The 11,437-nt window shown below is 68.4% G+C and carries 11 protein-coding genes; 6 read left to right on the top strand and 5 right to left on the bottom strand.

Features of this window, described 5'->3' with window-relative positions; all coding sequences use genetic code 11:
• The coding region (locus Q0P60_RS20410) for a glycine--tRNA ligase subunit alpha (protein ID WP_294997417.1) at nucleotides 1–446 on the bottom strand (446 nt) is incomplete at its 3' end.
• A gap of 84 nt (nucleotides 447–530) precedes the next feature.
• On the opposite strand from Q0P60_RS20410, the gene Q0P60_RS20405 reads away from it, so the two are divergent.
• The 3 genes from Q0P60_RS20405 to Q0P60_RS20395 are packed head-to-tail and all read left to right on the top strand — an operon-like array spanning nucleotide 531 to nucleotide 4,045.
• The gene (locus tag Q0P60_RS20405; RefSeq protein ID WP_294997416.1) at nucleotides 531–2,366 is read left to right on the top strand and encodes a GspE/PulE family protein; all 1,836 of its coding nucleotides are present in this window, start codon (nucleotides 531–533) and stop codon (nucleotides 2,364–2,366) included.
• Nucleotides 2,338–3,084, top strand: coding sequence for a glutamine amidotransferase (locus tag Q0P60_RS20400; RefSeq protein ID WP_294997415.1), 747 nt, complete (start codon nucleotides 2,338–2,340; stop codon nucleotides 3,082–3,084). The genes Q0P60_RS20405 and Q0P60_RS20400 overlap by 29 nt, the downstream gene beginning before the upstream one ends.
• A gap of 49 nt (nucleotides 3,085–3,133) precedes the next feature.
• Nucleotides 3,134–4,045, top strand: a complete 912-nt coding sequence (locus tag Q0P60_RS20395; protein WP_294997414.1) for a BPSS1780 family membrane protein — start codon at nucleotides 3,134–3,136, stop codon at nucleotides 4,043–4,045.
• An 87-nt stretch (nucleotides 4,046–4,132) separates the two neighbouring features.
• Here Q0P60_RS20395 and tatC read toward each other — a convergent pair whose 3' ends face one another.
• From tatC to Q0P60_RS20375, 4 genes are all read right to left on the bottom strand, one after another.
• Nucleotides 4,133–4,882 carry a twin-arginine translocase subunit TatC gene (gene tatC, locus Q0P60_RS20390; RefSeq protein WP_005420449.1) on the bottom strand — a complete coding sequence of 250 codons (750 nt, stop codon included), beginning with the start codon at nucleotides 4,880–4,882 and terminating at the stop codon, nucleotides 4,133–4,135.
• Nucleotides 4,879–5,370: a Sec-independent protein translocase protein TatB gene (gene tatB, locus Q0P60_RS20385; RefSeq protein WP_294997413.1), complete on the bottom strand. Its 492-nt coding sequence runs from the start codon at nucleotides 5,368–5,370 to the stop codon at nucleotides 4,879–4,881. Before tatB ends, tatC begins: the two co-directional genes overlap by 4 nt.
• 15 nt (nucleotides 5,371–5,385) lie before the next feature.
• Nucleotides 5,386–5,613, bottom strand: coding sequence for a Sec-independent protein translocase subunit TatA (gene tatA, locus Q0P60_RS20380; protein ID WP_294997412.1), 228 nt, complete (start codon nucleotides 5,611–5,613; stop codon nucleotides 5,386–5,388).
• 75 nt (nucleotides 5,614–5,688) lie between these two features.
• Nucleotides 5,689–6,588: a YSC84-related protein gene (locus Q0P60_RS20375; protein WP_294997411.1), complete on the bottom strand. Its 900-nt coding sequence runs from the start codon at nucleotides 6,586–6,588 to the stop codon at nucleotides 5,689–5,691.
• A 165-nt stretch (nucleotides 6,589–6,753) separates the two neighbouring features.
• Here Q0P60_RS20375 and hemH point away from each other — a divergent pair, with 165 nt between their 5' ends.
• The 3 genes from hemH to Q0P60_RS20360 all read left to right on the top strand — a co-directional run bounded on the left by hemH (nucleotide 6,754) and on the right by Q0P60_RS20360 (nucleotide 10,963).
• Entirely contained in the window at nucleotides 6,754–7,716 is a 963-nt protein-coding gene (gene hemH / locus Q0P60_RS20370; protein WP_294997418.1) for a ferrochelatase, read from the top strand.
• Entirely contained in the window at nucleotides 7,713–8,567 is an 855-nt protein-coding gene (locus Q0P60_RS20365; protein WP_294997410.1) for an alpha/beta hydrolase, read from the top strand. Before hemH ends, Q0P60_RS20365 begins: the two co-directional genes overlap by 4 nt.
• Nucleotides 8,568–8,857: 290 nt before the next feature.
• Entirely contained in the window at nucleotides 8,858–10,963 is a 2,106-nt protein-coding gene (locus Q0P60_RS20360) for a methyl-accepting chemotaxis protein (protein WP_294997409.1), read from the top strand.
• The last annotated feature ends 474 nt before the right edge of the window (nucleotides 10,964–11,437 follow it).

Raw genomic sequence — 11,437 nt, 5'->3', positions numbered from 1 at the left:
TAGGTGAACTGGGTCACTTCCATGCCGTTGAGCCAGACTTCCCAGCCCAGGCCCCAGGCACCCAGGGTCGGCGATTCCCAGTTGTCCTCGACGAAGCGCAGGTCGTGCACCAGCGGGTCGATGCCCAGTGCCTTCAGCGAATCCAGGTACAGCTGCTGGATGTTGTCCGGCGCCGGCTTCATCGCCACCTGGTACTGGTAGTAGCGCTGCAGGCGGTTCGGGTTCTCACCGTAGCGGCCGTCGGTCGGGCGGCGCGACGGCTGCACGTAGGCCGCGTTCCAGCTTTCCGGACCGATCGCACGCAGGAAGGTGGCCGGATGGAAGGTACCGGCGCCCACCTCCAGGTCGAGCGGCTGGATGAGCACGCAGCCCTGCTGGGCCCAGAACTGGTTCAGGGTCTGGATCAGGCCCTGGAAGGTGATCGGAACGGTCGGGGTCGCGGACATGCGGACGATTCTTGGCCGGCAAGGGGGGTGCGCTAGTATAACGGCCGACCTGCGGGGCATTCCGTACCCGGGAGGAGCAGGCAGATGGAACATCGGCTGCCGGTGGGCACGCCCGGCGCGGCAGACGGGGTCCCGCTGCCCTGGGGTCGCCTGCATTTCGAGCAGATTGCTGCGGCCTTGGTCGCCGATGGGCTGGTGGCCGAGCCGGACCGCGAGCGCATGCGGTTTTCCGCGCAGGGCGCACGCAATGCCAGTGAAGTGCACCCGCTGGTGCTGCTGTCCAACCTCAAGCTGGCCGCGCCCAACGGTGGCGAACTGACCCTGGAGCGCCTCACCGAATGGCTGGCGCAGCGCACCGGCAGCCGCTACCTGCGCATCGATCCGACCCGGGTGGACGTGGCTGCGGTCACCGCGCTGGTCTCGCATGCCTACGCCCGGCGTCATCGCTTCCTGCCGCTGGCGGTGGACGCCGAACGCGTACTGGTGGCCACCAGCGAGCCGCTGGTGCAGGAATGGCGCCGCGACCTGCAGCACCTGACCCGCCGCCGCATCGAGCTGGCCGTGGTCAATCCGCTGGACCTGCACCGCTACACCATGGAGTTCTACGGAGTGACGCGCTCGGTGCGCGGCGCCCGCGGCGACGTGCGCGGCGAGCCCGGCAGCACCCTGCCCAGCTTCGAGCAGCTGGTCGAGTTGGGCCGTACCGGCGACGTCAACGCCGACGACCAGCACATCGTGCACATCGTCGACTGGCTGCTGCAGTACGCCTACGAGCAGCGCGCCTCGGACATCCACCTGGAGCCACGCCGCGAGATGGGGCGCATGCGCTTCCGCATCGACGGCGTGCTGCACAAGGTGTTCGAGGTGCCGCCGGCGGTGATGACCGCAGTGGTCAGCCGTATCAAGGTGCTCGGCCGCATGGACCTGGCCGAGCGCCGGCGCCCGCAGGACGGCCGCATCAAGACCCGCTCGCCGGGCGGCCGCGAGGTCGAGATGCGCCTGTCGACCATGCCCACCGCCTTCGGCGAGAAGTGCGTGATGCGCATCTTCGACCCGGATGCCGCCTTCAAGAGCATCGACCAGCTGGGTTTCAGCCCGCAGGAAGCCGCCGGCTGGAATGCCCTGGTCGAGCGCCCGCACGGCATCGTGCTGGTCACCGGCCCGACCGGCTCGGGCAAGACCACCACCCTGTATTCCACGCTGAAGCGGCTGGCCACGCCGGACGTTAACGTGTGCACGGTGGAGGACCCGATCGAGATGATCGCGCCCGAGTTCAACCAGATGCAGGTACAGGCCAACATCGACCTGGACTTCGCCAGCGGCGTGCGCACCCTGCTGCGGCAGGACCCGGACATCATCATGATCGGCGAGATCCGCGACCTGGAAACCGCACAGATGGCGGTGCAGGCCTCGCTGACCGGCCACCTGGTGCTGTCCACCCTGCACACCAACGATGCGCCCTCCGCGGTGACCCGCCTGCTCGACCTGGGCGTGCCGCACTACCTGCTGGCCAGTACCCTCAACGGCATCCTCGCGCAGCGCCTGGTGCGCACGCTGTGCCCGCACTGCAAGCAGCCGCACAGCCTCGGTGCCGCCGATTGGGCGGTGCTGGCTGATAGCCAGGCGGCATATCCAGATGCCGCCACGCCCTGTCGGCCGGTCGGCTGCCTGGAGTGCCGGCGCACCGGATTCCTCGGCCGTATCGGCCTGTATGAGTTGCTGCCATTGGGTTCGCGGCTGCGCGCGCAGATCCGCGCCGACATCGATCTGGCCGGTTTCACCCGTGCCGCGCGGGCTGAAGGGCTGCGAACCCTGCGCCAGGCCGGGCTTGAAAAGGTGGCGCAGGGGCTGACTACAATCGAGGAAGTCCTGTCAGTCCTGCCGCCCCCGGATGAACCCAGCCCCGTTCCTGATCCTTGAAACCGGCCGCCCGGTCCCGTCGCTGCGCCGCTACGGCCGCTTCCCGCACTGGATCCGCGTCGCCGCCGGGCTGGAAGAACACGAGACGGTGGTGGTCGATGTCGAACACGGGGCGGTGCTGCCCGACCCGCACGGCTTTGCCGGCGTGCTGGTGACCGGCTCGGCGGCCTTCGTCACCGACCACGCCGAGTGGAGCGAGCGCAGCGCGGCGTGGCTGCGCCAGACCGCTCACGACGACCTGCCGGTGTTCGGCATCTGCTACGGCCACCAGCTGCTGGCACACGCGCTGGGCGGCGAGGTGGCGTACAACCCGGCCGGGCGCGAGTCCGGCACGATCGAGCTGGAACTGCAGCCGCAGGCCGCGCAGGACCCGCTGTTCCAGGGCCTGCCGCAGCATTTCGCGGCCCATGCCACCCACCTGCAGACCGTACTGCGCGCGCCGGAGGGTGCCGAGGTGCTGGCGCGTTCGCCGCTGGATGGCTGCCACGCCTTCCGCTGGGGGCGCCAGGCCTGGGGGGTGCAGTTCCACCCGGAATTCGCCACCCACCACATGCGCGGCTACGTGCGCGCCCGCGCCGACTGCATCGGCCGCCACGGCGGTTGCGCCCGCAGCATCGAGCGCGCGGTGAGTGCCGCGCCACTGGCCCGCCAGCTGCTGCGCCGCTTCGTTCGCCAGGCGCGGCTGTCTTCAGCCCAGCCGGCGGCAAAACAGGGATAATCGGCGGCACGGGCAAGCGCCCGGCCCCTCCTGTCCTTCCCGGATGTCCATGAAAGAGATTCGCAAGCTGCCAGCCTCGGCGGGCGCCCAGTGGTTGCTGGATACGTTCTCCCTGTACCGGCGTGCGCCGCTGCAGCTGGCCCGGATCGGCCTGACCTGGCTGCTGGTGAGCTGGGTGGTGACCCTGTTGTCGACGCTGATTCCCGGTGCTGCCGGCATGGCCGTGCAGCTGATGACCCTGGCCATCTCGCCGATCATGTTCGGCGGCATGTTGTATGCCGTGGGCGAGATCGATGAGGGCCGTCCCGGCCTGGCCTCGCACCTGCTGCAGCCGATCCGCGACCACCGCGTGAGCCACCTGCTGGTGCCGCTGGCGATCCAGGTGCTGGCGGTGCTGCTGCTGGGCGCGCTGCTGTTCATGATGATCGGCCGTGAGGGCTTCACCGCCTTCAGCGAGGTCATGAGCAAGATGGAAGAGATCAGCCGCAGCGGCCAGCAGATCAAGCCGGACGATGCTGCCGCGCTGGTGGCCAACCTGCCGGCCAAGCGCATCGCACTGTGGATGCTGCTGGTGTTCCTGAGCGCGGTCGCACTGTCGCTGGCGATGTTCACCCAGCCGGCGCTGGTGGTGTTCGACAAGCAGAGCGGCATGCACGCGCTGCGCCTGAGCCTGCAGGGCTGCATCGAGAACATCGGCGCGATGATCGTGTTCGCCGCGCTGGGCCTGATTGCCGCGTTCTGCATGTACATCCTGTTCGTGATCGTGATCCAGATCGCGATGCTGATCGGCGGCCCGCTGGCCGCGGCCTTCATCGCCCAGCTGGTGCTGACCACGGTGCTGATGCCGCTGTACGTCGGTGCGGTCTATGCCGCCTGGAAGCAGATGTTCGTGCATCGCGGCAGCCGCGCAGCCCCGCCGATCCCGACCACGCCGACCTCCAGCGACGTCTTCCACGCCTGACCCACAAAAAGGGGACGGAGGGGATTAAGTCGTTTATGCCCAGTGTGTGCAGCTAACGACTTAATCCCCTCCGTCCCCTTTTTTCTTTCAGGCGGCGGGCTTCTTTACGGCTGATGAGGGCACCAGCCAGCGGGCGGCGTGGATGCCCAGCTCGTAGAGCAGGCACATCGGGATCGCCAGCATCAGCTGCGAGACCACATCCGGTGGGGTCAGCACCGCGGCCAGCACGAAGATGCCGACGATCGCGTAGCCGCGGCCTTCCTTGAACTGCTGCGGCGTTACCCAGCCCAGCAGCACCAGGATCACCATCGCCACCGGCAGTTCGAAACTGCCACCGAAGGCGAAGAAGATCGCCAGCACGAAGTCCAGGTAGGCGTTCGCATCCGGGGTGATCGCAATCACGTCCGGGCTGAAGGTGGTGAGGAAGTGGAACACCGCCGGCAGCACCAGGAAGTACGCGAAGGCACAGCCGGTGTAGAACAGCAGCACCGACGACACCAGCAGCGGTACCGCCAGGCGCTTCTCGCGCGCGTACAGGCCCGGGGCAACGAACGCCCACAGCTGGTACAGCAGCCACGGCACCGCCACGAACAATGCGACGAAGAAGGTCAGCTTCAGTGGCGCGAAGAAGGCACCGGCCGGGTTGGTGGCGATCATCGTCTGCCCGTTCGGCAGCTGCGAGACCAGCGGTTCGGCCAGCGCGTTGTACAGCTTCTGGGTGAACGGCAGCAGCGCCAGCAGCACCACGCCCAGGCCCAGCAGGGCGCGTACCAGGCGGCCGCGCAGTTCCACCAGGTGTTCGACCAGCGAGCTTTCGCCGAAATCCTGTTCACTCATGGATGACGCTCCGTGCTCTGCGTCGACGGCGCCGGGCCGGCCTCGGGCGTCTCGGCCGGAGCAGCGCCCTGCACCGCGGCATCCGTGGTCGCAACCGGTGCGCTGTCGTGGGCCTGGGCCGCGGTTGCCGCCGCGAGCGGCTCGGCCAGATGCGGCGGCAGATCCGCCTGCGCCGGTGCACGCACCTCCTGCGCCAGGTCATCGCCCTGCTGCTGCGCCTGCTGGGCTTCGCGACGGATCGCTTCGCCACTGGCGCGCAGCTGGTTCTCGGTGTCCTGCATGCCCTGGCGCACGTCCTGCATCTGCCGCTTGATCTCTTCGGCCTGCAGTTCGCGCTCCAGTTCCTGTTTCACCGAGTCCCACTGATTGCGGGCGCGACGCACCCACAGGCCGGCGAAGCGGGCCGCCTTGGGCAGGCGCTCGGGACCGAGCACCACCAGGGCGACCACCGCAATCACCAGCAGTTCGCTGAAGCCGATATCGAACACCGCGACCGCTCCGGATCAGCGAGCGTTGCGGTCGTGCTCGTCCTGCGCGGTGCGCGAGGCGTCCTGGCTGCGCGACTCATCGCCCAGCTGCGCGGCCGGCTTGTCGTCGTCGCGCATGCCCTTCTTGAATTCCTTGACCGCCGAACCGAGATCCTTGGCGCCACTGGTCAGGCGCTTGGTGCCGAACACCAGCAGGACGATGGCCAGCACGACCAACCAATGCCAGATGCTGAAACTGCCCATAAAGACGCTCGTTACGTTAGTGATCAGGCTGTCGAGCATAGCGCACCGGGTGTTAGCCGGCGCGCGTGACGAAAGTCAGTTTCCGCCCAGCGTTTCCGTGCGGATTTCGCCGTCGGTGACCGGCTGGAAGCCCTGCTGCTGGGGCGGTGCGGTCTGCGGCACGTTCTGCATGGGCGCGGTGGTGGCCGCGGCCGGAGCGGCCGGCGCTGCCTGAACAGGCGCCGGAGCGGCGGCCGGGGCGGCCGCCGGACGCGCGGCAGTGCCACCGTTGCCGGTGCGGTTGTTGCGCGCGGCGTAGGTGGCCTCTTCCAGGCGATCGCGGAAGGCGACCACGTCCATCGACGGCGAACCAGCGGCACGGCCTTCGAAGATCATGCGCGGCGTGGTGTTGCTGCCGTAGGCGTCCAGGTTGGCGGCGTCATCGATCTGCAGCACCGCGCCGTCCAGCGCGACGCCGGCAAACAGGCCACGGGCCCGCGACCAGGACCAGATTTCGGCCTTGAGCTGGCCGTCGGTGGCGGCGGCGGCATTGCGGCCCACCGGACCGGCAGCGACGCCGGCATCGGCACCCAGGGTGAACTTGCCGTTGACCAGGTTGTCCAGGCTGCGATCGTTGCGGAACACCAGCACCACGTCGGAGGACTGCACACCGGCCTGGAAGCCGATGCTGCCACCGGTGAGCTTGACGAACACCGGGTTGGACCAGGCGCCGTTGGCCATGCGCACCGACATCAGGCCATGGCCACGGCGGCCGCCAATCACCAGGCCGGCCTTGATCGTGTCGGGAATGACGATGACCGCGCGGCCTTCGTCGAGCAATTTGTCAGGAATCCCCTGTTCAGGCATCCCCTGGATTTCAGCCAGCACGCGTACGGCGTTGCGCGCACGCTGGTCTTCCTGCGGTCCGGCCAGGGCCTGGCTGGACAGGGTCAGCAGACTGGCGGCGATCAGCAGGGCTTGGATCGGGCGACGCATGGCAGGCTCCAGAAGTCAGTCCATAGGAAGATATAGCAAGTGACTGAAATTAGTAGTGTTGGCATGAATCGGCAATGAGCGTTGCCTGCTCATATAGATGCGCGCTATGCCTGCAATCCGAACCCTGCATCCCAGCGCGGCACTGGATCGGCGACAATGCCTCCCATGCTCGACGCACCCGATACCGCCGTGCTGGCGGTCAACCTAGGCACGCCCGAGACGCCGACGGCTCCCGCCGTACGCCGTTACCTGGCTGAATTCCTGTCCGACCCCCGCGTGGTCTCGATTCCGGCCCTGCTGTGGCAGCCGCTGCTGCGCGGATTGATCCTGCCGTTGCGCAGCAGCCGCTCGGCGGCGAAGTACGCCCAGGTGTGGCTGCCCGAGGGTTCGCCGCTGATGGTGCATACCCGCCAGCTGGCGCAGGCCATGCAGGCCCTGCTGCCGACCCTGACCGTGCGCCACGCGATGCGCTACGGCGAACCGGCGCTGGCCGGCGAGCTCGACCGCCTGGCCGCCGCTGGCGCGCGCCGCATCGTGGTGCTGCCGCTGTATCCGCAGTACTCCACCACCACCACCGCCTCGGTCGAAGACCGCGTTGATGCCTGGCAGCAGCGCAACCCGGGTGTGACCGTCAGCCTGGTCCGCGACTATTCGGTCGATCCGGGCTGGGTCGACGCCGTTGCCGGTTCCATCCGGCGTTACTGGGAACAGCATGGCCGTGGCCAGATGCTGATGTTCTCGTTCCACGGCATCCCGCAGCGCCTGGCCGATGGCGGCGATCCGTATCCGCAGCGCTGCGAGGCCAGTGCGCAGGCCATCGCCAATGCGCTGGGCCTGGGCAAGGACGACTGGCAGATGGGTTACCAGTCGCGCTTCGGCCGTGAGCGCTGGCTGCAGCCCTATGCCGAGCCCAGCCTGTGGGCGCTGGCCGAATCCGGTGTGAAGCAGATCGACGTGGTCTGCCCGGGCTTCGCCACCGACTGCCTGGAAACGCTGGAAGAAGTGGCGATGGGCTTCACCGAAACACTGGCCGAGCGTGGCGCGAAGATGCGCTACATCCCCTGCCTCAATGCCGAGCCGGAGCACGCACGCGCACTGGCACGGCTGGCCGTGGCCTCGCTGGCATGAGCCTGCAGCCCTTTGAATTCGAGGTCGGTGGCGCCCGCGTTGCCGGCCTGCGCAACCACGGCGAGGGCCGGCGCGTGCTGGCCCTGCATGGCTGGCTCGACAATGCCGCCAGCTTCGTGCCGCTGGCACCGCACCTGTCGTCGCTGCAGCTGGTGGCGATCGACCTGCCGGGCCACGGCCACAGCGCGCACCTGCCAGCCGGTGCCAGCTACACCACGGCCGCTGCGATCTGCCATGTGCTGGATGTGGCCGATGCGCTGGGCTGGGACCGCTTCAGCCTGCTCGGTCATTCGATGGGCGCCGGCATCGCCAGCCTTACCGCCTCGGTGAGTGATCGGGTCGAGCGGCTGGTGGCGATCGAGGCGCTCGGTGGCCTGCGTGGACCCGAGGAAGAAACCGCCCATCGCCTGCGCGAGCATGTGAATGCCACGCGTGGTCTGGCGCGCAAGCAGCTGCGCGTGTTCCCCGACCTGGCGGCGCCGATCCGTGCGCGGATGATGACCAACCAGCTGAGCGAGCACTGCGCACGCCTGCTGGTCGAGCGCGGCGTGGAGCCGGTCGAAGGCGGTTACCGCTGGTGCAGCGATCCACGCCTGATGCTGCCCACCGCGATCCGCCTCAGCGAAGGCCAGATCGACAACCTGCTGCAGGCCATTGCCTGCCCGACCCAGGTGATCTACGCCACGCCCGCGCAGTCCTACTATCCCGAGCCGATGCGCAGCGATCGCCTGCAGCATCTGCGTGATGGACGGCTGGCGGTGTTTCCCGGCAACCATCACCTGCACATGGAAGCGCCGGCGCAGATCGCCGACGTGATCCTGGATTTCTTCAACAACAACAACGCCGGCTGAGCCAGCGCCCTCGCGCGCTTCACTCCACGCGTTTGCGGCCGATACATCAGTTGCGGGCCCCTGCGTCCGCAGCACGCGGGCCCGGTCGGGCCTGCGGCGTGTGTCTGGTTCTGCAAGGAAGTCCGCATGCCCGCTCTACTGCACCGTCACCCACAGGATGGGGTCACGGCGCCCTGTCTCCGCGGCGTTGATCACGTCGCATTCCCCGAGTTCCGCGTCCACGCCCTGGCCACACGCTCCTGCGTGCGTCACCGCGTGGCCGTTGTCGTTTGCTGATCCTGGAGTCGCCGATGTCCGCTGCATCTTCCCGTCCCCCCGATAACGCCCGCCTGCCCCACCTGCAGCAGCTCGCCCGCCAGGCGGATCGTCGCCTGCTGGTTGGCAGCGCAGTGCTGTCCGTAGCCGGCCTGATACTGGCGCTGCGCGGCCCGCACCTGCTCGCCGCCTCGCTGACCGCGGCCTCACTGTTGCCGGCACTGTGGCTGGCCGGTCCGCAGGCCGGCCGCGCGCTGGCCCGCAATGGCCTGGCCGTACTGCTTTCACTGCAGCTGGCACTGCTGTGCGCGATGACCGGGCTGTCGCCGGCACTGCCGATCGCGCTGCTGCTGGGCGTGCTGCTCAGCCATCGTGATCGGCTGCCGGTGTGGCTGGCCGGTGGCATCGGCACGCTCACACTGCTGGCACCGCTGATGCAGGGTGCCGCAGTGGCCCCGACCTTGCTGCAGGCCGGACTGCTGGCGGGCCTGAGCGTGTTCCTCGGCCAGGTCGCGTTGCGCCTGCGGCAGCAGACCGAGGCGCTTGGACATGGCCCACGCCGGCTTGCGGCGTTGGCGCGCGATATCGCCACCGGCGCCGATCTCGGCGCGCATACGGACACCCGCGCCTACGCGCCCGGCTCGCTGGCCCATGCGCTGGCCGATACCGCGCGTCACGTGCAGGCGCAGCGCGGCCGCGAGGCCGAGGCACATGCCGAGAACGCGCAGATCCGCCAGGCACTGGATGCTTCGCGCACGGCGATGATGATTGCCGACAACGACCACGTGATCCGCTACGTCAACCGATCGGTGGTGGCGCTGCTGCGCAACCAGCAGGCGACGCTGCGCCAGGCCTTCCCGGATTTCGACGCCGAGCGCCTGGTCGGAAGCAGCATCCACCGCTTCCATGCCAATCCGGACCGCATCCGCGCGATCCTCAACAGCCTGCAGGTCACGCACAACGGCAAGGTGCAGATCGGACCGGTGCATTTCGCACAGGTGGTCACTCCGGTGTTCGATGCACAGGGCGTGCGGCTCGGTTTTGCGGTGGAGTGGCATGACCGCACCCATGAGCTGGCGCTGGAGAACGCCGTGGCCGGCATCGTCGCCGCCGCCGCCGCCGGTGACCTGGACCAGCGCCTGCAGGCCACGGAAGGTGCAAGCTTCCTCGATGGCCTGACCGGCGGCATCAACCAGCTGCTGGATACGCTGGGCAGTACCGTCGATGAAGTGCGGCAGATGCTGTCCGCACTGGCCAACGGCGATCTTGACCGGCGCATGCACGGCGAGCATCACGGTGCGTTCGCCGCGATCCAGCGCGATGCCAACGCCACGGCCGGCCAGCTGGCGCGCATGGTGGGGCACATCCAGCAATGCGCCTCCTCGATCAGCACCGCCGCCAACGAGATTGCCGCAGGCAATGGTGCGCTGTCCGAACGCAGCGAGCGCCAGGCCGCGCACCTGCAGGAGACCGCGGCCTCGATGGAGGAGCTGACCTCGACCGTGCGCCAGAACGCCGCCCACGCGCGTGAGGCCAGTGAGCTTGCGGCGTCCACCCAGGGCGCCGCCAGCGAGGGCAACACCGCCATGCAGCGGGTGATCGACACCATGCAGGCGATCGAAGGCGCCTCCAGGCGGATCGGCGACATCACCGGCGTCATCGACGGCATCGCCTTCCAGACCAATATCCTGGCGTTGAACGCAGCGGTGGAAGCGGCGCGCGCCGGCGAGCAGGGGCGCGGCTTTGCCGTGGTCGCCAGCGAAGTACGCGTACTGGCACAGCGTTCGGCGGCCGCCGCGCAGGAGATCAAGAAGCTGATCGATGAGGCCGGTCGCCAGGTGGGCGAAGGCGCGCAGCTGGTGGCCGACGCGGGCCAGCGCATGCAGGGCATTGTCGGCGGCGTGGAGAACGTCAGCCATCTGATGCGCGAGATCTCGGCTGCTTCGCAGGAACAGTCGGTGGGTATCGAGCAGATCAACCAGACCGTGGTGCAGATGGACCAGGCCACGCAGCAGAACGCCGCGCTGGTGGAGGAAGCCACCGCCGCCGCGCGTGAGCTGCAATCGCAGGCGGGAACGCTGACCGAGGCGGTGTCGGTGTTCCGGCAGCAGGAACCGCAGGCCATCGCCCGGGTCGCCTGATCGGAAAAGCGCTGTACGTACGGATGAAGGCGGCGCCCGCAGGGCGCCGCCTTTTTTGTGGGCCTTGTGCGTGCCGGCAGAGGCATGAGGGGGGTGGTAGCGGCCGGCCTTGGTTGGCGTCATCCATCCACGCGTGACGTGGATCTACGCCGGGGTCTGGTAGCCGCCCACCTTGGTGGGCGCCGTCCATCCGGGGGTCGGTGGCGGTCGGCCTTGGTTGGCGCCATCCATCCACGCGTGGCGTGGATCTACTGCCGGGGTCTGGTAGCGGCCCACCTTGGTGGGCGTCATCCATCCACGCGTGGCGTGGATCTACTGCCAGCGTTCGGTAGCGGCCGACCTTGGTCGGCGCTTTCCATCCACGCATGGCGTGGATCTACCGGGGAGATAATCCCGGATGGGTTTTCCCGCGCACAAAGAAAAACCCCGCTGCGTAAGCAGCGGGGTTTTGGGTGTAAACCCTGGCGATGACCT

Source organism: uncultured Stenotrophomonas sp., from assembly GCF_945952405.1.
Taxonomy (GTDB): Bacteria; Pseudomonadota; Gammaproteobacteria; order Xanthomonadales; family Xanthomonadaceae; genus Stenotrophomonas.
This window is presented reverse-complemented; position numbering and strand designations above follow the sequence as displayed.

What these genes read in the sequence shown, in the direction of transcription:
- Q0P60_RS20405 (WP_294997416.1), top strand. Translation starts at nt 531, where the DNA reads ATGGAACATCGGCTGCCGGTGGGCACGCCCGGCGCGGCAGACGGGGTC.
- Q0P60_RS20400 (WP_294997415.1), top strand. Translation starts at nt 2,338, where the DNA reads ATGAACCCAGCCCCGTTCCTGATCCTTGAAACCGGCCGCCCGGTCCCG.
- Q0P60_RS20395 (WP_294997414.1), top strand. Translation starts at nt 3,134, where the DNA reads ATGAAAGAGATTCGCAAGCTGCCAGCCTCGGCGGGCGCCCAGTGGTTG.
- tatC (WP_005420449.1), bottom strand. Translation starts at nt 4,882, where the DNA reads ATGAGTGAACAGGATTTCGGCGAAAGCTCGCTGGTCGAACACCTGGTG.
- tatA (WP_294997412.1), bottom strand. Translation starts at nt 5,613, where the DNA reads ATGGGCAGTTTCAGCATCTGGCATTGGTTGGTCGTGCTGGCCATCGTC.
- Q0P60_RS20375 (WP_294997411.1), bottom strand. Translation starts at nt 6,588, where the DNA reads ATGCGTCGCCCGATCCAAGCCCTGCTGATCGCCGCCAGTCTGCTGACC.
- hemH (WP_294997418.1), top strand. Translation starts at nt 6,754, where the DNA reads ATGCTCGACGCACCCGATACCGCCGTGCTGGCGGTCAACCTAGGCACG.
- Q0P60_RS20365 (WP_294997410.1), top strand. Translation starts at nt 7,713, where the DNA reads ATGAGCCTGCAGCCCTTTGAATTCGAGGTCGGTGGCGCCCGCGTTGCC.
- Q0P60_RS20360 (WP_294997409.1), top strand. Translation starts at nt 8,858, where the DNA reads ATGTCCGCTGCATCTTCCCGTCCCCCCGATAACGCCCGCCTGCCCCAC.